This is a genomic window from Arsukibacterium sp., assembly GCF_033721375.1.
Classification (GTDB): domain Bacteria; phylum Pseudomonadota; class Gammaproteobacteria; order Enterobacterales; family Alteromonadaceae; genus Alishewanella.
Window position 1 is genome coordinate 15,575 of the sequence record NZ_JAWWAP010000010.1, and the last position, 20,860, is coordinate 36,434.

25 protein-coding genes are annotated in these 20,860 nt (G+C 50.7%); 16 read left to right on the forward strand and 9 right to left on the reverse strand.

The window, feature by feature from the left end:
- Positions 1-10 precede the first annotated feature (10 nt).
- Entirely contained in the window at positions 11-385 is a 375-nt protein-coding gene (locus R3187_RS15450) for a hypothetical protein (protein WP_318967954.1), read from the reverse strand.
- A gap of 539 nt (positions 386-924) precedes the next feature.
- Between R3187_RS15450 and R3187_RS15455 the strand changes: the two genes are divergently transcribed.
- The 3 genes from R3187_RS15455 to R3187_RS15465 all read left to right on the forward strand — a co-directional run bounded on the left by R3187_RS15455 (position 925) and on the right by R3187_RS15465 (position 2,148).
- Entirely contained in the window at positions 925-1,209 is a 285-nt protein-coding gene (locus tag R3187_RS15455) for a hypothetical protein (RefSeq protein ID WP_318967955.1), read from the forward strand.
- A 121-nt stretch (positions 1,210-1,330) separates the two neighbouring features.
- Entirely contained in the window at positions 1,331-1,591 is a 261-nt protein-coding gene (locus tag R3187_RS15460; RefSeq protein WP_318967956.1) for a hypothetical protein, read from the forward strand.
- A gap of 131 nt (positions 1,592-1,722) precedes the next feature.
- Positions 1,723-2,148: a hypothetical protein gene (locus tag R3187_RS15465; protein WP_318967957.1), complete on the forward strand. Its 426-nt coding sequence runs from the start codon at positions 1,723-1,725 to the stop codon at positions 2,146-2,148.
- A gap of 184 nt (positions 2,149-2,332) precedes the next feature.
- Here R3187_RS15465 and R3187_RS15470 read toward each other — a convergent pair whose 3' ends face one another.
- From R3187_RS15470 to R3187_RS15480, 3 genes are all read right to left on the reverse strand, one after another.
- Positions 2,333-2,476: a DUF3096 domain-containing protein gene (locus R3187_RS15470; RefSeq protein WP_318967958.1), complete on the reverse strand. Its 144-nt coding sequence runs from the start codon at positions 2,474-2,476 to the stop codon at positions 2,333-2,335.
- Positions 2,477-2,593: 117 nt separating this feature from the next.
- Positions 2,594-2,911, reverse strand: a complete 318-nt coding sequence (locus tag R3187_RS15475) for an ArsR/SmtB family transcription factor (protein WP_318967959.1) — start codon at positions 2,909-2,911, stop codon at positions 2,594-2,596.
- Positions 2,908-3,354: an SRPBCC domain-containing protein gene (locus R3187_RS15480; RefSeq protein ID WP_318967960.1), complete on the reverse strand. Its 447-nt coding sequence runs from the start codon at positions 3,352-3,354 to the stop codon at positions 2,908-2,910. Before R3187_RS15480 ends, R3187_RS15475 begins: the two co-directional genes overlap by 4 nt.
- Positions 3,355-3,607: 253 nt before the next feature.
- On the opposite strand from R3187_RS15480, the gene R3187_RS15485 reads away from it, so the two are divergent.
- The 5 genes from R3187_RS15485 (at position 3,608) to R3187_RS15505 (ending at position 6,477) form a co-directional block, all read left to right on the forward strand.
- Positions 3,608-4,834, forward strand: a complete 1,227-nt coding sequence (locus tag R3187_RS15485) for a threonine/serine ThrE exporter family protein (RefSeq protein WP_318967961.1) — start codon at positions 3,608-3,610, stop codon at positions 4,832-4,834.
- A 128-nt stretch (positions 4,835-4,962) separates the two neighbouring features.
- Positions 4,963-5,400, forward strand: a complete 438-nt coding sequence (locus R3187_RS15490; RefSeq protein WP_318967962.1) for an energy transducer TonB — start codon at positions 4,963-4,965, stop codon at positions 5,398-5,400.
- 96 nt (positions 5,401-5,496) lie between these two features.
- The gene (locus R3187_RS15495) at positions 5,497-5,781 is read left to right on the forward strand and encodes a hypothetical protein (RefSeq protein WP_318967963.1); all 285 of its coding nucleotides are present in this window, start codon (positions 5,497-5,499) and stop codon (positions 5,779-5,781) included.
- Positions 5,782-5,864: 83 nt separating this feature from the next.
- Positions 5,865-6,236, forward strand: coding sequence for a VOC family protein (locus R3187_RS15500; RefSeq protein ID WP_318967964.1), 372 nt, complete (start codon positions 5,865-5,867; stop codon positions 6,234-6,236).
- 31 nt (positions 6,237-6,267) lie between these two features.
- Positions 6,268-6,477 (forward strand): hypothetical protein, encoded by a 210-nt coding sequence (locus R3187_RS15505; RefSeq protein ID WP_318967965.1) that lies wholly within the window; start codon positions 6,268-6,270, stop codon positions 6,475-6,477.
- 33 nt (positions 6,478-6,510) lie between these two features.
- Here the strand turns inward: R3187_RS15505 and R3187_RS15510 are convergent, their stop codons facing one another.
- Complete coding sequence (locus tag R3187_RS15510; protein ID WP_318967966.1) at positions 6,511-7,983, reverse strand: MFS transporter; 1,473 nt, start codon at positions 7,981-7,983, stop codon at positions 6,511-6,513.
- Positions 7,984-8,221: 238 nt separating this feature from the next.
- Here R3187_RS15510 and R3187_RS15515 point away from each other — a divergent pair, with 238 nt between their 5' ends.
- Together R3187_RS15515 and R3187_RS15520 are read left to right on the forward strand one after the other, a co-directional pair.
- Positions 8,222-9,940: an alpha-amylase family glycosyl hydrolase gene (locus tag R3187_RS15515; protein ID WP_318967967.1), complete on the forward strand. Its 1,719-nt coding sequence runs from the start codon at positions 8,222-8,224 to the stop codon at positions 9,938-9,940.
- 113 nt (positions 9,941-10,053) lie between these two features.
- On the forward strand, positions 10,054-11,094 hold the full coding sequence (locus R3187_RS15520) for an alpha/beta hydrolase family protein (RefSeq protein WP_318967968.1): 1,041 nt from the start codon (positions 10,054-10,056) through the stop codon (positions 11,092-11,094).
- Positions 11,095-11,227: 133 nt separating this feature from the next.
- Here R3187_RS15520 and R3187_RS15525 read toward each other — a convergent pair whose 3' ends face one another.
- Positions 11,228-12,256 carry a LacI family DNA-binding transcriptional regulator gene (locus R3187_RS15525; protein ID WP_318967969.1) on the reverse strand — a complete coding sequence of 343 codons (1,029 nt, stop codon included), beginning with the start codon at positions 12,254-12,256 and terminating at the stop codon, positions 11,228-11,230.
- Positions 12,257-12,497: 241 nt separating this feature from the next.
- Here R3187_RS15525 and R3187_RS15530 point away from each other — a divergent pair, with 241 nt between their 5' ends.
- From R3187_RS15530 to R3187_RS15550, 5 genes are all read left to right on the forward strand, one after another.
- The gene (locus tag R3187_RS15530) at positions 12,498-13,370 is read left to right on the forward strand and encodes a MipA/OmpV family protein (RefSeq protein ID WP_318967970.1); all 873 of its coding nucleotides are present in this window, start codon (positions 12,498-12,500) and stop codon (positions 13,368-13,370) included.
- A complete protein-coding gene (locus tag R3187_RS15535) occupies positions 13,370-13,762 on the forward strand; it encodes a DUF3019 domain-containing protein (RefSeq protein WP_318967971.1) in 393 nt (130 codons plus the stop codon). The genes R3187_RS15530 and R3187_RS15535 overlap by 1 nt, the downstream gene beginning before the upstream one ends.
- Positions 13,762-14,451 carry a winged helix-turn-helix domain-containing protein gene (locus tag R3187_RS15540; protein ID WP_318967972.1) on the forward strand — a complete coding sequence of 230 codons (690 nt, stop codon included), beginning with the start codon at positions 13,762-13,764 and terminating at the stop codon, positions 14,449-14,451. Before R3187_RS15535 ends, R3187_RS15540 begins: the two co-directional genes overlap by 1 nt.
- A 2-nt stretch (positions 14,452-14,453) precedes the next feature.
- Positions 14,454-15,668: an ATP-binding protein gene (locus R3187_RS15545; RefSeq protein WP_318967973.1), complete on the forward strand. Its 1,215-nt coding sequence runs from the start codon at positions 14,454-14,456 to the stop codon at positions 15,666-15,668.
- Between the two features lie 87 nt (positions 15,669-15,755).
- Entirely contained in the window at positions 15,756-16,949 is a 1,194-nt protein-coding gene (locus R3187_RS15550; protein ID WP_318967974.1) for a multidrug effflux MFS transporter, read from the forward strand.
- Between the two features lie 39 nt (positions 16,950-16,988).
- Here the strand turns inward: R3187_RS15550 and R3187_RS15555 are convergent, their stop codons facing one another.
- Together R3187_RS15555 and R3187_RS15560 are read right to left on the reverse strand one after the other, a co-directional pair.
- The gene (locus R3187_RS15555; protein WP_318967975.1) at positions 16,989-17,663 is read right to left on the reverse strand and encodes a DUF3334 family protein; all 675 of its coding nucleotides are present in this window, start codon (positions 17,661-17,663) and stop codon (positions 16,989-16,991) included.
- Positions 17,664-17,717: 54 nt separating this feature from the next.
- Positions 17,718-17,882, reverse strand: a complete 165-nt coding sequence (locus tag R3187_RS15560) for a hypothetical protein (protein WP_318967976.1) — start codon at positions 17,880-17,882, stop codon at positions 17,718-17,720.
- Positions 17,883-18,083: 201 nt separating this feature from the next.
- Here R3187_RS15560 and pyrC point away from each other — a divergent pair, with 201 nt between their 5' ends.
- The gene (pyrC, locus tag R3187_RS15565) at positions 18,084-19,115 is read left to right on the forward strand and encodes a dihydroorotase (RefSeq protein WP_318967977.1); all 1,032 of its coding nucleotides are present in this window, start codon (positions 18,084-18,086) and stop codon (positions 19,113-19,115) included.
- A gap of 204 nt (positions 19,116-19,319) precedes the next feature.
- On the opposite strand, the gene R3187_RS15570 is transcribed toward pyrC, so the two are convergent.
- Entirely contained in the window at positions 19,320-20,825 is a 1,506-nt protein-coding gene (locus tag R3187_RS15570) for a YifB family Mg chelatase-like AAA ATPase (protein WP_318967978.1), read from the reverse strand.
- Between the last annotated feature and the right edge of the window lie 35 nt (positions 20,826-20,860).

Genomic DNA, 20,860 nt, shown 5'->3' on the forward strand with positions numbered 1-20,860 from the left:
AGCGGGCGGGTTACATATCGAACCAGCCGTCATCGCCGGCGTTATCCCATTCATCATCATCCAGATAACCACTTTCATCTTCATCGTAGTAGTCAAACAGAGAGATGTTAAGCTCATCGTAAGTCAGGTAATTATCGCCGTCGGCATCCCAGCTGGCGAAATCATCGGCATCAAATACCGAAATGCCCAGCTCTTCTTCATCTAACAAGCTGTCGTTGTTGGTATCCCGGTTGGTATACACATCGTAATTAAATACATAACGCTGATATTCAGGTTCAGACAACATGCCATCGCGGTTCGTGTCGGCAGTTTCAAAGGTATTCGCCGCGAATGCCATGCCACTGGCCAGTAACAGAGTGGTGAATAAAGATCTGTGCTTAATCATAAATACCTCCTCGTCTGGGGTTAAGCATTATTATTCCAACTGAACACCTTAAGAATTTGCAAGCATAATGCCAGGCTGAGTGCGTTGTAGCGTACTGTTATTAAACCGGTTTATTTGAATAGCCCGCTGCGGTCGCCAGATAAGTGCAACAACTTCAGGCAATCAGGTAAATTCTACAGCCCGCGGAAAGCTGGCTGCCGTGCAAGTCATTACGCTGAATACGTATGCGTAACGGCCAACCTTGTTGTGGTCAACGCCTGTAATATTCTGAGGTTTACCTGAGATGCTCAGCAATGCCCCTACCTACGCCGCCTTCTCTATCTGTAAATTAATTGTTCCCTAAATAAATAAATTCAATTAGCATCTAGCATCAGCTATACCAAAAATTAAACAACCAGGCCGTTCAACATGAGCTTTCCCGACACTGAATAAGGTGCAGGTAACGCGCTAAGCTTTGATGCGCCATATAATCAGGAGAGATTGGATTGGGCTTTTTGATATTTATAGCATTAGTAATAATGTTCACGGTAATACCTGTAATGATTGCAGCAAAGATTTTAAGGGCAGAACGAACGTCGTTTATGCGATGTCTGCTGGTTGTAATTGCATCAGTTGCTGCCGAAACTATTGCAAGTAATTTGGTTGATAATGAGCTTATTGCGGGACTCATTGCAATTGCGTTTACCGGATTGTGTATCTCATTGATCTTAGGGGCAAAATACTTACAAAGCATTGTGATTGCAGTGTTATCGATAGGTGTTCAACTGGGTTTGGCAATATTGCTTGCGGGTTTATTTGGCGGCGTAGTTAGGTTCGGAACATAACAAAAAAATTCTAACACCTGCAAAATTTGCTAGCTGCACTGGCAACCTGCTGCGGCGCTTCAGCACTAAATTGAGGTGCTGAAAGCCAGCAATTACATGTTTATTTTAAAAAGGTCATAAAGTGGATTTTTATAATAATTTTACTTCTGAACAACTGATGACGTTCGGTGTTCTCTGGAACGTTTTGCCAATAATTGTCGGGTTGTTGGTGCACCTCGCATTTAGCGCCGCCGTGTTTAACGATGCAAACAGGCTGCAAAATGAGCAAGGTAATCTGATATTTGTAAACGCCTGGTTGTGGTCTTTAGCTGTGCTGGTAGGTGGAGTATTTGTCGCTCTAGCATACTGGGTAATTCACCACTCGACACTTGCCAAGCATTAAATGTTAATTGACACGTAGTTTTATTGTAATTTATTTAGTAATTTAATTTACAACATATCGAATAGCATTCAGAGCGTGTAACTGCGTGAAACCGTTTGCGACAACGTTGCCGGATAAAAAGGAGTAAACAAATGGATCAAGTTACCAACCGGCTGATTGCCGTACTTTTAGGGGGGGCCTTAGCCTGGGCATCGATAGCGATTATCGGAATTGGTGCCGCAGTAGCCATTCCGGCGGAAATATTTAAGCCGGTGGCACAGGTATCAGGCTTGCTGGCACTGACCCTGGCCGATTTTTTCACTATTGCTATTCCGCTGGCTGCGGCTTTTTTAGTATTGGCTTTTGCCAGTAAGCTGGTAATTAACAAGCCAGACAGCACCTTTTACCTGCTATTGCTGGCACCGCTGGTGTTATACCATCTGTATTTTTGGCTCCAGGATCTGCAGCAGTCTCAGCCGCAGCTGCTTTACGTAACAGCAACTACCCTGTCACGCTGCATTTTGCTGGCAGTGTGTTGTTATTTTTTAGTACGAAGTTCGCGGCCAGCAAAAGCCTAGCTTTATTCAAAGATTTACGGTGCACACTTTAGGCCTTAGCAGGCATTGATCCCACAATAGCGGAATTAAATCAGCCGGACGATAAAGACAGAATGTCATTTATATCTTGCGGATGCGTGGATCAGGGGCAGAACAAAACTAACATCTGTTTTTAAACAGACTTAATTTTAGGTTGCCCCATTACTCAAATTTGTAAGCCAAAAATCTGGATTACACCTACTGCGATCAGATAAATAGCCACAACATAGTTTAGGATCTTGGGCCGGATTAATATCAGAATACCGGCAATGATGGAGATCACTGGAATAAGGTCAATATGCAGAGTCATAATCCTGTCCTTTTATGTTTGCGCTTAGTGGTGAGTTGGCTATCGCATTGTGCTGCCTTACAGGCAATATAGCAATTTATTAAAAAGAGACGTAAAAAGGTATAAATAATCAATCTGTTACTGCTCAGTAAATTGCTTTAATGCCTGTAGCCGCTGCTCCCATTGCGCTTCCAGACTGGCAATAAAAGCCCTCCCCTGAGCCAGTGCTGCGGCATCCAGTTGCACCTTAACTTCACGCCCGCGCGGGTGCAGCTGAACTACCCTGGCCGACACCAGGGTCTGGATTTGCTTACGGGCGCCTTGACGACTAATACCAAGATCTTTAGATAGCTCTCCCAGGCAGAGCGCCGCTCCGTTCGACAAACGCTGGACCATCTGCAATCGCACCGGATCACCCAGCGCTTTAAACAACTGTGCTACAGCGGCCTGGCTCATTTGGCCTCCGCCATGAAATATTGCTGCAGCCGGCCCAGCATAAAGTCCCAGCCACCGCTGTTTTCGCTAAAGCTGTTGGCCGCAATTTCTGGTGGCAGATTGGCAAAGCCGGTTTCAGTTAAGCTGACTTTGCAACGACCCGGTGCCAGTTCTGTAATACGAAACTCGACCAGAGTGTGCGGCACCGTTAGCACGTCGTCGGTGAAATTGTTGCCGCCAGGTACCCAGCGATAGGCAAAATAGTGGTTAGGACTGGCTGCTTCAACAAAGACATTGCTTTTATGATTTTCACCAAACTTAAATTGTGCGTGCGAACCTTGCCGGTAATCACCTGTTACGCTGTCGGGAAACCACTTTACCAGTTGCTCTGGTTTGGCAATGGCGTTGTAAATGCGCTCTGCTGTGGCATTAATCAGCAGTTCGCGCTGAATAACATTTTGCATAGGTTGCTCCTGGTTAAGTTCGTCTTACCAACGATTCAACTAAAGCACAGTAAACTGAAATTCGCAACCATATGGTTGCATATTTTCCGCCATTGTTTTATTCAACTGCGTTGTTGTCGCTACGCCCCTGAATAACCCTGGCGACTTTCTGGCGGTGAATCATGGGCAGCGCTGGCATAAATAAGTCTTTCCATTACAATGAGAGGCTTAGCCAGCTGAACGGTTATTTGTCTCTTTCTGCAGGAAGCCAATTGTGTATACAGATGATTTTAATCATAAACGGAAATTTATTGTTAAGCTGGGTAAGATGCTGCATAAATACGGTACCCCAGCTTACCGGCTGGAAGCCCATTTAATTGAGCTGACCACCCATTTAGGCCTGAAAGCCTCATTTATTATTTCACCTACCTCGATGACGTTTGTGGTCTGGACCGAAGGCCATGATCAGGAATATACCCATGCCGCCCGGGTAAACCCCGGTGATTTGGATTTAGGTGCGTTGTCCCGTACTGATGAGCTGGTTGATCAGGTACTGCAGGGGCAGGTCAGTATTCATGAAGCGGATGCGCTGCTGGATGCCATTGATAACCGGCCAAGCTCCTACAATAAGTTAGCAACGGCAGTGGCGATGATGGCATCGGGTGGTGCCTTCGCGATGCTGATGGCCACCAGCTGGAATGATGTGCTGTGGTCGGCGTTACTGTCATTATTAGTGTATCTGTTTGTGTTGTGGGCGCAGCATTCCCCGCGGATTGCCAATATGCTGGAGCCTCTGGTGGCGCTTGCTGCAGCCATTGGTGCCTGTGCCATCAGCCGTTATATTGACCCCGGCATTAATATCCGGCTTAGTGTGTTATCGGCCATTATTTCGTTTATTCCCGGCCTGGCACTGACCATTGGCTTTGCCGAACTGGCGGCGCGCCATCTGGTGTCGGGTAATGCCCGCATTATGGATGCGTTAATGATGCTGTTTAAGCTGTATTTCGGCGCATTTCTGGGCATAGCCATTGGTTTTACCCTGTTTGGCATCGTCGACTTTGTGAAGCCTGAGCCGATTTCCCGCCATTTTGCCTGGCTGGCGGTAGGTATTCTGGTCAGCTCGCTGATTGTTTTGTTTAAAAGCCGCGGTAAGTACACGTTCTGGTCGCTGGCGGCCGGCTTTATTGCTTATGGGGTCAGTATTACCGGTGCCACTTTAGTCGATTACACCATGGGCGCTTTTCTGGGAGCTTTTGCTGTGGGGATTTACAGCAACCTGTTTACCCGCTTAGCCAGAGCACCGGCGGTTATTGTCGCCATGCATGGCCTGATCGTACTGGTACCCGGCAGTAAAACCTATATCGGCTTAAACTCACTGATTTCAGGCCAGGATTTTGTGGTATCAGACCGGGTGGGCCAGCAAACCTTTATGATTTTAATGGCATTGGTCGGCGGCCTTATTTTTGCCAATGTGGCACTGCCGCCAAAGAAAAGTTTATAGCCTGATGCTGCCAGGCAGATAAACCAAAGAAGGGCCTTGCGGTTAACTAATAGTTGAATTAGTAAATATAATTGGTACAGTTGTTGGGTGTTAACGGAAATATTCCGCATCAACAACAAGGAAAACCAATGAAATTACAGATACTTTTTGGCGCTGCGCTGGCCCTTGCCGCTGTTCAGGCTCAAGCGACTAATTACGCTGATGTGCATATTACTTATATGCAACCGGCAGCGGCTGACACAATCTGGAGTAGGGAAAAGCAAGTAACGCCTTTATATCCGCTGGAGTTAGCCAGAAAAGGAGTGATTGGCTGTGGCGTATTTAACGTTAGCATAGATGAAAACGGTAAGGCTACCGAGGTAAGTCTGGTTAGCTCGGTACCGGAAAAAGTGATTGCCCGCCCTGCCAGCAAAGTAATCAGAGACTGGCAGTGGGTTAACAACAGTAGCCAGGCCAATGCGCCCGAGCAAAAGCTGATACGGCTGGATTTCTGTATGGGCGGCAGTACTATGGAGGAAGCGCAGGCCCGTTGTCAGGTGCAGGCCACCGCTGCTTGTCAGGGGTAAGGTAAAAATGCTGAAAAGCATATCGCTGGCAGATAATGGTTTGGTGCTATAGTTTCGCGATAACTAACCACCACAAGCATATGGCAAGGCAGTAATATGAATCTGGATAAAGCAAAAAAGCGCATTTCAAAGCAAATAAAAAAAGGTTTCGACGGTTATCCGGAAATCTCGCTGGCTTATTTCGGCACCACAGCTGATTGTGCCACCGAAGTGGTAATAAGCTTTATCGCAGAGGCGGGCGCTGCGCCGCAGCAACAGCGTTTTGTCAGTGAGCAGGATGTCCGCGAAGATGAGACAATTCAATCAGTATTAATCAGAATTATCGACCGGGCAGAGGCCAGAACCGTTAGCGAAATACCTGGCGTTGCCATTCTGGCCTAGCGGCAAATAGTTAAATGATCCCATGGCTGGCAGAAGCCTGTAACCGCAGCTAAACTGGCTGGAAAGCCACTAAGGATATGGTTATGGAATTGGGTGCATTTTCGGTTAGTCTGGCGGTAAAAGATATTGCCGCCTCAAAAGCCTTTTATGAAAAACTGGGCTTTAGCGCTATGGGTGGCGATCAAAGCCAGGGCTGGCTTATCTTAAAAAACGGTAGCACTGTCATTGGCCTGTTTCAGGGCATGTTCGATAAAAACATTCTTACCTTTAATCCGGGCTGGGATCAGAATGCTCACAATATGGCTGATTTTACCGATGTCCGTGAGATCCAGCAGCAGTTGCAGGCACAGGGCCTTACCCTAATGCAAAGTGCCGATGTCAGCACAACCGGGCCTGCCCACATTGTGCTGGAGGACCCTGATGGCAATCAGATTATGCTGGATCAGCATCGCTAAGTTCAGCAAATTCAGGACAAGTTGAGGCGTTATGAAAACTAAGTTTATGGTAGTCGCACTGGCGGCAATAGTGTTCGCTGGGGCGGGTTGCAGTAATAAAGCGGTATATCAGAACCTGCAGCTGAATAAAAAACAAGAGTGTCGCCGCTTGCCTGTCACCGAATATGACGCATGCATGCGTGGTATGGACCAGAGCTATGAAGAATATGAACGGCAGCGACAGCAAGCGATTAAAAAGTAAGGCACCCTTGGGTGCCTTATTTATGTAAAGCAATTAGTGTCCGGCAGGCTCGCTAACGTCCTGTTCTTTCACCAGCCAGACCGATAACGCCCCCAGTACCATGGCGCCGCCCGCCAGCATAACGATATAGACTGCTTCATTCTGAAACAGCGAGCCTAAAATCCAGCCGGCAATTAAGCCTGAGATAATTTGCGGCGCGGCAATGGTGAAGTTAAAAATGCCCATATATACCCCGGTTTTCTCAGGCGGCAGGGCACCGGCCAGAATTGCATAAGGCATAGCCAGAATAGCGGCCCAGGCAATGCCCACGCCAATCATCGGGATCATCAGGCCCAGCGCGCCTTTGGGTACGTCTACCTGAGTAATTAACAGGTTAACGTGGGTAATGGTCGGGTCGGTAAACAGCACAAAACTTAAATAACCGAGGCCACCGGCCAGCAGCGACATAGAGTAAACAAACTTGCGGCCAAACAGGTTAGCTAATTTTGCCATTACCAGCGAAAACAACACCGCAAACAACGAGTAGCCTGCATATAAAATACCGACCCAGTCGCCGGCTGCGCCTTTAGCCGCAGCAATATGGGCGGGTATGCCGCCCATTTCGGCAATATAGGCACCGTTGTACCACTCTGTACCGACACCCCAGGCGTTCTGGGCGATCGCCGCCGGGAAGTAGGTCCACATAATAAACAGGGCAAACCACGAGAAAAACTGCACTACCGCCAGTTGCTTCATAATCAGTGGCATACTTTTCATGGTTTGCCAGAAGTCGCTAAGTTTTTCGCCCAGCGTGCGTGACTTTCGCACTTGTTCGGCCAGTGCCTGAGCTTCAGAATCAAGCCCCTTGTATGCATAGTACTGTTCTGGTGGATACTCTTTAGTGCGAAATACCGTCCATAGCACACTACCCAGCAGCACAGTAGCACCAATATAAAATGCCCAAACTACCGACGGCGCCACTTCACCGGCCCGTGAGGCGTTATCGAGGCCGACAACGTTAGTTAACACAAACGGCAGAATAGAGCCAAATACGGCACCAATATTGATCAATAGGGTTTGTACCGAGTAGCCCAGGTTGCGCTGCTCTGGCGGTACCATATCGGATACCAGGGAGCGGAACGGCTGAAAGGTGACGTTAAAGGCCGCGTCTTTAATGGCGAAAATCACTAAACCAAACAGCATCGGCGGAATAAAAGCAACCACCATAGAAGCATTGGGCAGTAGCATCATCGCCCCGGCCGCAATAACAGCACCGCCGAGCATAAAGGGTAAGCGGCGGCCCATTTTATTCCAGGTACGGTCAGAAGCAGCACCGACAATGGGCTGTACCAGCAGGCCCATAATAGGGGCTGCCAGCCAGAATAATGACAATGATGAGAGGTCCGCACCCAAATCTGACAGGATGCGGCTAACGTTACCGTTTTGCAGTGCAAAGCCTATTTGCACCCCAAGAAAGCCGAAACTGAGGTTCCAGATCTGCCAGAAAGAGAGCTTAGGTTGTTTCATTTCACGTCCCCGGAGGTTGTTATTATCATTATGTGCAATATGAGTCAGCTTAAACTACACGAAAGCAGCTTATTTGCGCAAAAGGGTGCATACGTATTCATCTTGTTGTTGCACTGTTTTGGCGCTATTACCAAGCATTAAGCCGCTTTAGCAAGCATAGCAGCGGTATGTTGCTGTGTTATGGTGCAGCAGTCAGTATCACAACTAAAATACCTGTTAAAACAATAAAGAGGATGCGATGAAAGCCTTTACCTTAAGTTCCCTGGCCCTGGCCTTACTGCTGGGCGGTTGTCAGCCAGCACCGTCAGATACTGCCGGCAGCACTGCAGCGCCGCAGACAGCAAGTACAGCAGCCCGTAGCGCGCAGGTCGAACAGGCCTGGTGGCATGATGCGGTATTTTATCAAATCTGGCCCCGCAGTTTTTATGATACTGATGGCGACGGCCATGGCGATTTTAACGGCATGACCGCCAAACTGCCTTATCTGCAACAGCTAGGGGTAAATGCGCTGTGGTTAACGCCAATGTTTGAAGCACCGTCCTATCATGGTTACGATTTTACTGAGTTTTATCAGGTAGAGAGCGATTACGGCAGTATGGCCGAATTTGAAGCCTTTATTCAGGCCGCTGAGGCCAAAGGTATGAAGGTGATCCTGGATTTAGTGATTAACCATATTTCCAGTGAGCATGAATGGTTTACCCGCTCTGCCGCCGGTGAAGCACCTTATAAAGATTATTTTATCTGGCGCGATGACATGCCCGCCGCTGGCAGCGGCTGGGGCCATGCCTGGAGCGACAATGATAAGCCCGATGCGGTATGGCACTGGAATGACACCCGCCAGCAATATTATTATGCGGCGTTTGGCGCCAGCCAGCCGGACGTTAATTTACGCCACCCTGATGTGGCGGCTGAAATGGAGAAAATGGCCAGATTCTGGCTGGATAAAGGCGTAGCTGGCTTTCGGTTAGACGCAGTGCGCTTTGCGATGGAAGGCGGGCCGGACGCGCAGGCCGATACCGCTGAAACCATTGCCTACTGGCAACGTTTTAATCAGTTTGTAAAAAGCGTTAATCCACAAGCTTATCTGGTCGGTGAAGCCTGGGTTGATATTCCGGTTGCTGCCCGTTATTTTGGCGACGGTAAGGGGTTGGATCAGGGCTTTGACTTTGAAGTGGGCTATAAAATTCTTGGCTTGTTGCAGCAGGATACGGCAGGTGAGGCGCAATTTGGCACCATGCAGTCGAATCAGCAGCAGGTAGCGGATGCCGCGGTACTGAGCCAGAACGTGCAACAACGGGTTGATTCGGTCGCGCCGTTATCTTTCTTTGCACCGTTTTTAACCAACCATGATCAGGAGCGGGTGGCATATCAGTTAAAACAGCACGATGCTAAAGCCAAACTGGCTGCAGCTATGTTATTCAGCTCGCCCGGTACGCCTTACATTTATTATGGTGAAGAAATCGGCTTAACCCAGGACCGCAGTGGCCATGACGTATTTAAGCGCGCGCCGATGTTGTGGGATAACAGTAAACAGGCGGGCTTTACCGCAAGTGACAATAGCTGGGTAGAACAGCTTGAATTGTTTGGTGCTGATTTTCCGAACTGGTGGCCGGATTTTCTGGCTGAGCAACTGGCAGCAGAAAATCGCAGCGTCGCAGCGCAGCAAGCGCAGCCAGATTCTGTCTGGCAGTTGTATAAATTTTTAATTGCCCAGAAAAAACAGCGGCCAGAGCTGGCTACTGCCGGCAGCTATCAGGTTAGCCAGCTGGATATTGGCGTGGTGCTAATCAGTCGTGAGCTGAACAGCAGCAAAAGCCTGTTTGTGCTGAACTTAACCGATTCGGTGCAGGATATCAGCGCTATTAACCGCGAAGGTTTAACCCCGGCCTGGACCTTTGACACCGACGGCAACAACCTGGCCGCTTATGGCCTGCTGGTGCTGCAAAGCGCCCCCTGAATCTAGTAAGGCTTCCCTGAAACCGCCGGCTCAGTTAGAGGCGGTTTTTCTTTACCACTTGCCAATCCATCCTTGTTAACTTAATGTACCTGTGAAATTAACAAGGAGTGTTTATGAAACCTTTTATTATGTTACTCAGCAGTTTACTACTGGCTGCTACCGTGCAGGCTGAACCGGCAAAAGCAAAAACCGGCCCGCAGTTATTACCGGCGTTTTCCAGCGCAAGCTCGTTGAAAGAGAATTTCAGCTGCTACGGTGGCCCTTTCGCCAGCTACGACAGCTGGCTGGCGATGCTAAGTAAAAACCCGAAATTTAATGCTGAGATGTTTAGCCAACACTTGCCCAGAGCCGATGTTGAACGCCGGCAGCAGACGCTGGATTGTCGGGTATTTGTTTATGAGTCAGACGGCATTCTGGTTGAGGGGGTAATGGTTCGGCCAAAAGCGATTAATGCCGATGGTAATAAGTTACCCGTAGTTATCTATAACCGCGGTGGTAACGCAAGGGGTGGCACTTTGGTATACGGCGCAGTTCAGCACAGCCTAATGCCGCTGGCGGAGCTGGGCTATATTGTTATTGCCAGTCAATATCGCGGAGCCAAAGGCTTTCCAACTAAAGTGAAAGAACAAATCCAGCTCGATCAATTTGGTGGCGCTGACGTTAACGATATAAAAAACCTGCTGCCGATAATCAATGGTATGTCCGATGCCGACAGCGAACGCATTGCCATGCTGGGCAGCAGCCGTGGCGGCATGATGAGTTATCTCGCAGCACGTGATATTCCACAATTAAAAGCCTTAATTGTAAAAGCAGGCGTTGCCGATTTAGCAGCCAGCCTGGAGGTACGCCAGGCCATGGAAAATATCTACACCAGATTTATTCCTAACTACGCTACAGAAAAAACCGCGCAATTACAGGCACGCTCTGTGCTGCACTGGCTGGATAAGCTACCACCCAAGTTACCGATATTGCTGCTGCACGGCGATAAAGATGTGCGGGTAGAAGTGGCGCAATCGCAAACCCTGGCCAACGCACTGGCTGAAAAAGGCCATCCACACAAGCTGGTGGTGTATCCTGGGGCCGATCATGGCCTGAACCCCAACCGCGCGGAAGCCGAAGCGGAGACTGCAGCCTGGTTAAAACAATACCTGTAAACCGTTCTGCCGCTGTAGCATTACACTGCAGCGGCTTAAAATCAGTTATTTATCAGCCTAATTGCGCCTGCCGGCAGTTTGCGCTTTTTCCCCAGCTTACTTAAAAGAAGCGCTGGATGCCCAGACATCGATCTCAGCGGGTACCACAGGACTGGCGGACAATGAGTTTTGGCTGAATATGGGTGCTGACAATCGCTTCGTTGTTAATTAACCGCAGCAGATTATCGACCAGCATCTCACCAGCCAGCGAGGTATCCTGCTGAATGGTACTAAGCGCCGGGGTGGCGAATGAGGCCACCGGAATATCATCAAAGCCCATCACAGCGATATCTGCCGGTATCCGGTAACCCAGTTGGTGCAATGCCCGCATCACGCCAATAGCGATAATGTCGCTGGCACAAAATACTGCATCGACTGGCTTACCCAGCGCCATAATCTGGCGGATAGCATGATCACCGGCATTTTCGGTGGAAATGGCATCGCACTGCGCAATGTCAGACGGCTGAATGCCAGCGGCGTGCAGGGCATCAGTAAAACCCTGGTAGCGCTCAAAAAATTCCGGGCTGTGCGCAGAGGCGTTGCCTACAAAAGCAAAGTTTTTATAGCCATTGGCCAGCAGGTGCTCGCCGGCCAGCCGGCCGCCCTCACGGTTGTTACTGCGAATGGTTGATTCCGGATGGTCGTGCACTTCAGCACCCCAGCAAACAAAGTGTGTTTGCTGGGCTAACAGTTTTTCCAGCTTTTCCTCGTAGTCAACGTAATCGCCATAACCGAGCAAAATAATACCGTCGGCTTTATTGCTGTCTTCGTAATCAGCGTGCCAATCATCGCTTAACTGCTGGAAAGACACCAGCAAATCCTGACCGCGTTTGGCACAGGCGCGGGTAATGCTGCCGAGCATCGACAAAAAAAACGGGTTAATCAATGACTCATCTGAGGTGGGATCTTCAAACAATAGTAATGCCAGGGTACTGCTGCGTTGTTTGCGCAGGTTACTGGCATTTTTATCTACTTTATAGTTAAGCTGTTTAGCAATGGCGTGCACCCGTTCGCGGGTTTCTTTATTAACTTGCGGGCTGTTACGCAGAGCCCTGGACACCGTGGATTGAGACACCCCGGCTAAATAGGCAATATCAAAAGATGTCGCTTTGTCTTTCATCATTTGCTCTGCTGTTACAGCGGTGCAGCCCTGCAGTTAACTGCAGCAATCTGCTCAGCGCATTATAGTTATAGTTTGCTCATCATAGATGGATTCGGCAGCAGATTCAATTTCGGCGTTGCCAATGGCAACTACTGCGGCCTGAGTAATCATTCCGGTTAATTTGTGAAACTATGTTATTTCTGTTTCGGCCAAAGCCCGCAGCTTGCTAAACTAAGTGGCCAGTATAATCAGGTAAGTTGCTGTGTCTAAATTGCCGTTAAAAATAATTTTATTAGTCAGCTTGTTGCTTGGCGGTTTTGCCGCGACTGCCAACACACCCAGCTGTCAGGCTGATGACTGTATTGCTGAACAAAAACTGTATTTGAGCTGGGCGGTAGGCTATGGCCAACGCAGTAACCCACTGCATGGTGGCAAAAAACTTAATTTAGTGGTGCTGCCTGAAATTTATTACTACAGCAAATACTGGTTTTTTGACAATGGCCGGCTTGGCAGCAGCCTGACACTCAGCGATACCACGTCACTGAGTATTATCGGTCAGTTTAATCAGGAAAAGGGTTATTTCCAGCAGTGGTTCAGCGGCAACTTGCTGCAGTTCGAAGCCAACACATTGACCATGCCTCAGTTCAGCACTGCCATGGAGCGGCAGGCTCCTATGCAGATTGCTATCAGTGAAGTAAGTAAACGGCCTACCGCCTTCGATGTTGGTCTGCAGTTAGATACGGTCAGCCGCGGCACTTCATGGCAGCTGGCGTACTGGACTGACGCCAGCAGGCAACACCATGGCCAGTATGCCAGTCTGGGCGCACGCCGGGGGTGGCAAAGCCCGTACGGTAAATGGCAGGTATCGGCCCATCTTCACTGGAAAAGTGCCCAGCTGATAGATACCTACTATGGCTTAACGGCATTAGAGGTGCCGGCGGGCCAGGAATATCAGGGGCGGGATAGCTGGCAGGCAGAACTTCGGTTAAACTGGAACAAACCATTAACAGAACGGCTGAGCGTGTTAATGCTGCTTAGATATTTACAATTTGACAGCGCAATGACAGATAGCGCTCTGGTGCGATCTGACCACGTCACAACCTGGTTTGGTGGCGTCAGTTACCGGTTTTTCTGATGTGGCTGCTACGTTGCTGGCTCGCCCTGCTATTTGTGTTCTCATTGGGCAGTCTGGCTGACAGCGCAGCTGACCAGTGCAAGGAACCTTTATGCTGGCAGGTCAGCCCGATAGTGTGTGTCGCCGATAAACTTGAGCAAGGCTGTGAAGCAGAGCTGCGGGTGATCTGGTTCAGTGACACCCCCAGAACAGTGTGTTTATATCTGGCTGAGCAGGCTCAGCGCTGCTGGCAGGAGGCAACCAGCGGCCAATGGCGCCAGCAGGTTGACTGGCGCCAGGGTTGGCTGAGCATGCGCCAGCAACAGCAGGTATTACTGAGTACTGAATTACAGGTGCTAAGCCGGCAACCGGCGAAACGTCGCCGTATCTCCGGCGCATGGAGTATTTTTTAATGGCCAAAATTCTGTTAGTGGAAGATGACGCGCGGCTGGCGGGGTTAGTACAGAGCTTCCTGGTACAGCATGGTTTCAGCGTGCAGCAGCAAAGCCGGGGCGATTTGGTGGCAGAGCAATGCAAGCAATTCCAACCTGATTTAATTGTGCTGGATTTAATGCTACCCGGGTTGGATGGTTTTGGCGTATGCCGGCAAATCCGGCCCTGGTTCAAGGGCCCGGTATTAATGCTTACCGCCCGGCAGAGTGACATTGACCAGGTACTGGGGCTGGAACTGGGGGCCGATGACTATGTGATTAAGCCGGTAGAACCACGGGTACTGCTGGCCCGGATTAACGCGCTGCTGCGCCGCACCCAGCCCAGCCCGCAAGCAGAGCAGCAGGAACTGGCCTTCGGCCGTTTGCTGCTGAAACAACGTTCGCGCGAAGCCTGGTTTGACAATAACCTGGTAGAGCTGACCAGCTATGAATTTGACCTGCTATGGATGCTGGCCCGTCATGCCGGTCAGACCGTGAAACGCGAAGCGATTCATCAACAGATTATCGGCCGGGAATACGATGGGCTTGATCGCACGGTCGATGTGCGGGTATCACATTTACGCCGTAAGCTGGGCGATAATGCGGAAGTCCCTTTCCGGATTAAAACCGTCTGGGGCAAAGGCTATTTATTTGTCGCTGATGCCTGGTAATTATGCATCGTCTTTTTCTGCACTTTTATCTGTTTCTATTTCTGGTATTAGTAGGCCTGGGTTGGGCAGTTGATCAGCTATGGCAATATGCGCAGGGTGATCAGCCGCCGGCACTGGTTGATACCCTGGCCGAGCAAATGGCGTTGGTTATGCGCCTGCCTGAAGCGCAGTGGTCCAGTCATCTGGGGTTGCCTTATCAGGCTGTACCGCTTGACAGTGTAAGCTGGCAGCCTGAGGAGTGGCAGCTATTGCAGCAAGACCATCTGTTACCGCTGTTTCAGGACAATAGTGTGTTTTTTTATGGCCTGCGTGACGAGCAGCTATGGCTGGTTGGCCCGCTGCTACTAAACGAACGTTCAGGTTTTGACTGGTTCAGTATTTTGTTTTTCAGCTTGCTGGCGGTAGCGGTGGCGCTATGGCTCTGGCCGGTGGCGCGGGATATTCGCTTTCTGCAACAGGGCTTGCAACGTTTTGGCAAAGGCCAGCCGGCTGAATTACAGCTGCCGGCCCGGTCGTTTATTGCGCCAATTGCTGACAGTTTTCAGCAAATGAGTCAGCAGATTATTTCTCTGCTGGAGCTGCAGCGGGAAATGACCCATGCGGTATCGCACGAGTTACGAACCCCGATTGCCCGGCTTAAGTTTGCGCTGGAAATGGCCGCACAATTACCGGACAGTGATAAACAGCTGATGCTGCAGGATGTAAGGGAATTGCAGCAACTGGTTGATGAAATGCTCGACTATGCCAAATTACAAAGTCATCAGCTAAACCTTAAAATGCAACAGGTTGATTTAACAGAATTAATTAACAATGTTGCCGAAAAGCTGGCGCCATTGCCGGGGGCCGCGATCGAGTTGCAGTTACCGGCAGCAGCGATGTTTTATTGTGATGCCCATTATCTGGAGCGGGCCATTCAGAATTTACTGGTTAATGCCAAGCGTTACGCCAGACAGCGCATTGTGATCGATGTCAAAGCCCAGCAAGGTTACTGGCGGATCAGTGTGAATGATGATGGCCCTGGCATTCCTGCTGATCGCCGGGCTGAAGTGCTTAAACCGTTTCAACGACTGGAGCAAAGTCGCAACCGGGAAGAAGGCGGCTTTGGTCTTGGCCTGGCGATTGTGCAGCGAATTGTGCAGTGGCATCAGGGCAAGCTGCTTATCAGTGACAGTTCACTCGGTGGTGCCAGCTTACAGCTGCTGCTACCGGTAAGTTAACCCCTGTATCTGCCACAATCCACCGTTAAAGCCTGTTAGTATATAGGGCAAGCGGCAGCCTATCTGCCGCCAATAAGAGTATCTGTAATGCGTTCTGAGCCTTCTGTCTGGTTGCTGATGTTACTGGCCGCCGTGGTTGCCACTACCCCACTGGCAATTGATATGTATCTGCCCGCCATGCCAATGATGGCTGCTGAACTGGACACCAGCATTAGTCTGGTGCAGCAATCGCTGAGTATTTTTCTGGCCGCTTATGGTTGCGGCATGCTGTTGTTCGGGCCGTTAGCCGACATGCTGGGTCGGCGGCCACTGGCAGTATTTGGCTTAAGCGGCTTTATTCTGGCCAGTGTTGCCTTAAGCCTGGTTAACAGCATTGAATGGTTTCTGGGCTGGCGGGCAGTGCAGGCGTTGGCAGGCGCAGCTGCCTCGGTGGTGGTGCCCGGGATCATTCGTCACCTTTATCAGCAGCACACTGCTAAAGGCATGTCTTATGTGTCGATGATTATGATGCTGGCGCCCTTGCTGGCACCGGCCATGGGCAGTGGCGTGATCTGGCTGGCCAGCTGGCAGGCCATTTTTCTGTTTCTGGCGATGTATGGCATCGTGGTTGTCGGTTTTTGCTGGCGTTTTTTGCCCGAGATCAGCAGCTTTGGTGTGCAGCAACGACCGGCTTTTTTCAGTGGCTACGTTAAGGTGTTCCGGCATAAAGCAGCCTGGCCGGATATTGCCAGCTCAATGTTTGCCTCGTTCGCCTTTTTTTGTTTTCTGACCGCAGTATCTTTTGTCTATATTGGCTATTTCGGGGTCAGTGAGCAGATGTTTGCGCTGTTATTTGGTTTTAACGTGCTGGCATTAATGAGTGCAAATTTGCTGAACAGCAGGCTGGTGGTGCGCTTTGGGCCGCAACGGATGCTCCGCTGTGGCCTGGTGGTGGCGCTGGGCTGTGCCAGCCTGTTGTGTGGTTTTAATTATTTCGGACTGGGGCTCTGGTATACGGTGTTTACCATAGCACCGTTAATGGCCAGCCTGGGGTTAATGGCCACTAATGCTGACGCAATGATTATTATGCAGTTTCCGGACAACAGCGGCACGGCCACTGCAGTCATTGGTACTTTACGCTTTGGCAGTGGCGCCCTGGCAGGGCCGTTGCTGGCGTGGTTTTATACCGGCGATGCTTTGCCGTTTTCTGTGCTGATGCTTGGTGGTGTACTCGCCATTTTGTTAAGCCAGCTATGGCGCCATTTTGCCCACTCAGCTGCCGCTACAGCAGAATCAGTGTAAGTCAGGCTGCAGCAGCTTGCGTCGGCAACTTAGGCGAACTCAGAAACCGAGGTTTTTCAGAAAGTCATCGTCTACTTCCGGCTCGATATCGACGGTGTTTTCCTGACGGTATTGCTGGGCATTAGCCAGAATGTCGTCCGGGTTTTCCTGTTCAGTCCGTTCAAATTCCTGCAGCTGGATAAACTCGGTTTTATCCATCGCCAGCTCCATATAAAAAATATTATGTTCCGGCGTACTGAAGGTAACCCGGCGGGCCTGCGGCTGGTCAAGCTGAGTATTAATCAGAATTTGTACCTGCTTATTAATCGCCATCATTTTCGGCTGGCTCTGGTTAATTGAGGTGTGTAAATCCTGGCGTACTTTATTGGTAAAATCACCGACGATCTGATTCATCAGCTCGCCCATCACGTTGCCCACTTCATCAGAGGTATGAAACTGGGCCAGCTCGTTTTCCGGCATGCCCATGCTCATCATATATTTCCGGTAAATTTCCAGGGCTGCCGGGGCGGTGAAATTGATAATCACCAACCCGGAAAAGCCACCGTCGAACAGCACGAAGCAGCCAAGATCGGGTCGCAGGCAGGTTTTCTGAATTTTCTGAACCATCGGCGAATGGCTGATAGCCGGGTTGCCGGCAGCGGCCAGCACGCCATTTACGGCCTGACACAACGTCAGCAGAATGTCATCGGTGGTGATAATGCGGGTTTTTTTCATGCTGTTATCCAGAAGCAATTTTCTGACAGTATAAGCCCTTATCACCAGTAAACACTATATTTTACAGGCGCCACCGCTACATTCGTCATCGTCGTCACCAAATTGGGGCTCGGCCGCTTTTGCTTCGGCTTCTGCCTGCTGTTTGGCAAGTGCTGCTTCGGCACCATCAAAATCAAGGTTGTTTAAATCAAAATCGAGATCAAAATCCACGTCAGACATTCTGATAGCTCCTGTTATTGGCAACCCGAGTAATGATCACCATTGTTATTGTCAGTGTAGCAAACGGCCGGGGCCGGTTAAAACCGCCAGTGCAAAATAAAACCGCAGCCGGTTAGCTATTTCCGGCGCAGCTTGATTTCACCGCTGCGGATTCCTTGCTATTATAGTGCTCATCTTTTCTGACCCCGCCCGGAGCTGCTGATGAGCCAATTAACTATTCAAACCCCCGATGACTGGCATTTGCATTTTCGCGATGGCGATATGCTGCTGGAAACCGTACCGGCCACGGCCCGCCAGTTTGCCCGCGCCATTGTCATGCCAAATTTGGTGCCACCGGTAACGACAGCCGAAATGGCCGTGGCGTACCGCGAACGGATCCTGGCAGCCCGCCCTGCCGGCAGTGATTTTCAGCCACTATTGACGTTGTTTTTAACCGACAAAACCAGCCGCCAGCAAATTATTGATGCCAAAGCGGCCGGGGTAGTGGCAGTAAAACTGTATCCGGCCGGCGCCACCACCAACTCTGCTGCGGCAGTCAGTGCGCTCGATTCATTGTATCCGGTATTTGAAGCGATAGCAGAGCAGGGCATGCTGCTGCTGGTGCACGGTGAGGTGACTGATCACGATATCGATATTTTCGATCGGGAAAAAGTATTTATTGACCGCTACCTGCAGCATATTGTCGCCCGCCTGCCACAATTAAAAGTGGTGTTTGAACACATTACGACAGCGGATGCCGCCAGTTTTGTCAGCGAAGCGGGCAGCAATGTGGCCGCTACCATTACGCCGCAGCATTTACTGCTGAACCGCAATGACTTACTGGTAGGCGGCGTACGGCCCCATAACTATTGTTTGCCGGTGTTAAAGCGTCGCACCCATCAGGAAGCGCTGCGGGCAGCGGTAGCCAGTGGCTCGGCCAAGTTTTTCCTCGGTACGGATTCTGCGCCGCACGAAAAGCACCGCAAAGAATCCGCCTGCGGCTGTGCCGGTTGTTACAGCGCACATAGCGCCATAGAGCTATATGCTCAGGTGTTCGACGAGCTGGGTTGTCTGGATAAACTGGAAGGCTTTGCCAGCCATTACGGCGCCGACTTTTACGGCCTGCCCCGAAACACCGGCACGGTAACCCTGCAGAAACAATCGTGGCAGGTACCGGCCGAGATCACTCTGCCAAATGGTAATCCGATAGTCCCGTTTTATGCCGGTGAAACGCTAAACTGGAAACTGGTATAACGCTTAGTTTTTCTGAATCGCTGGAACCGATGTACTCACGTCAACACGCCGTGAACCCATCCTTGGGGGCTCGATTATAAGCTTCGTCCATGAAGCTTATCCTTCGGACCAGCAGGGCTGTTCAAATTCGCTCCCGGCGAATCTTGTCGGCCCTCCAGGCCTGCAACGGTTGCCTTAGAGTACAACGATTCCTGCTCAGATAGATTAGTTTTTTAAGTAGCTTAGCAGCCGCTCCAACGCGCGGTAGCTAAGTGCTTCCATTAAATGAGCGCGGCTGATGTTGGGTTGCTGCTGCAGGTCGGCAATGGTACGCGCTACTTTGATGATTTTATGGTAGGTGCGGGCCGACAGCTTAAAACGGTAAATGGTGTCTTCCAGAAAACGGGCATCATCCTGCTTTAGCGGGCAGAAGTCGGCAATTTCACTGCCACTTAGCCGGGCATTAGCTTTGCCCTGGCGCGCCAGCTGCATATCGCGCGCTGCCACCACCCGTTGTCTGACGCTGGCGCTGTTTTCCTCCTGACTATGTTGCTGGCTCAGCATGCCTTTGGGCAGCAATGGCACTTCTATCTGCAACTCTATCCGGTCAATAAAAGGCCCCGATAAGCGGTTTAAATAACGCATAACCTGCTCTGGCGTTGCGCGGCCATCTTCGTGGTGGCCGGTCGGGCTGGGATTAAGCGCCGCCACCAGCTGAAACTGCGCCGGGAACTCGGCCTGGCGGGCGGCCCGGGAAATATGGACTATGCCGGTTTCCAGCGGCTCGCGCAGTACGTCCAGCACCTTGCGCGGAAATTCAGGCAACTCATCTAAAAACAGGATGCCATGATGGGCCAGCGAAATTTCACCGGGCCGTGGCACTGAACCACCGCCGACCAGCGCGACGGCTGAGCTGGTATGGTGCGGGCTGCGAAAGGGCCGCTGTTGCCAGTCGGTCAGATTGCGTTGCAGGCCGGCAATCGAATAAATGGCCGCTGTGGCCAGTGCCTCCTGCTCAGTTAATGGGGGTAAAATGCCCGGCAGCCGCTGCGCCAGCATCGATTTGCCGGTACCGGCCGGGCCCAGCATCAGCATATTGTGTTCACCGGCGGCGGCAATTTCCAGCACCCGCTTGGCATGGCCCTGGCCGCGGACATCAGCCAAATCGGCCAGCTGCTGCACCGGCCGCTCGGGTAATGGCGGAATAGCCGGTAATGCCTGCTGCGCCAGCAAAAAACTATGAACCTGCAACAAATGCTCAGCGCCATGCACCTGCGCCTTGGGTACCTGCTGCGCCTGCTGAGCATTAAGCATTGGCATCAGCGCTGCCCGGCCGGCATCGCGACAGGCCACCGCCACCGGGATCTCACCAAGAATAGGCCGTATTTCGCCGGATAATGCCAGCTCGCCGTAAAATTCATAATTACCGGTGCTGTGCTCATTCAGCTGACCGCTGGCGACAATAATACCGAGCGCTATTGGTAAATCGAACCTTCCGCCTTCCTTGGGTAAGTCGGCCGGTGCCAGGTTAACGGTGATTTTGCGATCGGGAAAGGCAAAGCCACTGTTAACCATCGCACTGCGTACCCGGTCGCGTGACTCTTTTACCGAGGTTTCAGGCAGGCCCACCAGTTGGAAAGCCGGCAAACCATTGCTGATATGCACTTCAACGGTAACCAGCGGGGCATCCAGGCCGTGGCGGGCCCGGCTGTAAACAACAGCCAGTGACATCCTGTCTCCAATAATTTACGTAAACACTGCATTAT

Bases quoted from the DNA above. Each gene is read 5' to 3' on its own strand.
- R3187_RS15450 (WP_318967954.1), bottom strand. From the start codon at position 385: ATGATTAAGCACAGATCTTTATTCACCACTCTGTTACTGGCCAGTGGC.
- R3187_RS15455 (WP_318967955.1), top strand. From the start codon at position 925: ATGATTGCAGCAAAGATTTTAAGGGCAGAACGAACGTCGTTTATGCGA.
- R3187_RS15465 (WP_318967957.1), top strand. From the start codon at position 1,723: ATGGATCAAGTTACCAACCGGCTGATTGCCGTACTTTTAGGGGGGGCC.
- R3187_RS15470 (WP_318967958.1), bottom strand. From the start codon at position 2,476: ATGACTCTGCATATTGACCTTATTCCAGTGATCTCCATCATTGCCGGT.
- R3187_RS15475 (WP_318967959.1), bottom strand. From the start codon at position 2,911: ATGAGCCAGGCCGCTGTAGCACAGTTGTTTAAAGCGCTGGGTGATCCG.
- R3187_RS15480 (WP_318967960.1), bottom strand. From the start codon at position 3,354: ATGCAAAATGTTATTCAGCGCGAACTGCTGATTAATGCCACAGCAGAG.
- R3187_RS15490 (WP_318967962.1), top strand. From the start codon at position 4,963: ATGAAATTACAGATACTTTTTGGCGCTGCGCTGGCCCTTGCCGCTGTT.
- R3187_RS15495 (WP_318967963.1), top strand. From the start codon at position 5,497: ATGAATCTGGATAAAGCAAAAAAGCGCATTTCAAAGCAAATAAAAAAA.
- R3187_RS15500 (WP_318967964.1), top strand. From the start codon at position 5,865: ATGGAATTGGGTGCATTTTCGGTTAGTCTGGCGGTAAAAGATATTGCC.
- R3187_RS15505 (WP_318967965.1), top strand. From the start codon at position 6,268: ATGAAAACTAAGTTTATGGTAGTCGCACTGGCGGCAATAGTGTTCGCT.
- R3187_RS15510 (WP_318967966.1), bottom strand. From the start codon at position 7,983: ATGAAACAACCTAAGCTCTCTTTCTGGCAGATCTGGAACCTCAGTTTC.
- R3187_RS15515 (WP_318967967.1), top strand. From the start codon at position 8,222: ATGAAAGCCTTTACCTTAAGTTCCCTGGCCCTGGCCTTACTGCTGGGC.
- R3187_RS15520 (WP_318967968.1), top strand. From the start codon at position 10,054: ATGAAACCTTTTATTATGTTACTCAGCAGTTTACTACTGGCTGCTACC.
- R3187_RS15525 (WP_318967969.1), bottom strand. From the start codon at position 12,256: ATGATGAAAGACAAAGCGACATCTTTTGATATTGCCTATTTAGCCGGG.
- R3187_RS15535 (WP_318967971.1), top strand. From the start codon at position 13,370: ATGTGGCTGCTACGTTGCTGGCTCGCCCTGCTATTTGTGTTCTCATTG.
- R3187_RS15540 (WP_318967972.1), top strand. From the start codon at position 13,762: ATGGCCAAAATTCTGTTAGTGGAAGATGACGCGCGGCTGGCGGGGTTA.
- R3187_RS15545 (WP_318967973.1), top strand. From the start codon at position 14,454: ATGCATCGTCTTTTTCTGCACTTTTATCTGTTTCTATTTCTGGTATTA.
- R3187_RS15550 (WP_318967974.1), top strand. From the start codon at position 15,756: ATGCGTTCTGAGCCTTCTGTCTGGTTGCTGATGTTACTGGCCGCCGTG.
- R3187_RS15555 (WP_318967975.1), bottom strand. From the start codon at position 17,663: ATGAAAAAAACCCGCATTATCACCACCGATGACATTCTGCTGACGTTG.
- R3187_RS15560 (WP_318967976.1), bottom strand. From the start codon at position 17,882: ATGTCTGACGTGGATTTTGATCTCGATTTTGATTTAAACAACCTTGAT.
- pyrC (WP_318967977.1), top strand. From the start codon at position 18,084: ATGAGCCAATTAACTATTCAAACCCCCGATGACTGGCATTTGCATTTT.
- R3187_RS15570 (WP_318967978.1), bottom strand. From the start codon at position 20,825: ATGTCACTGGCTGTTGTTTACAGCCGGGCCCGCCACGGCCTGGATGCC.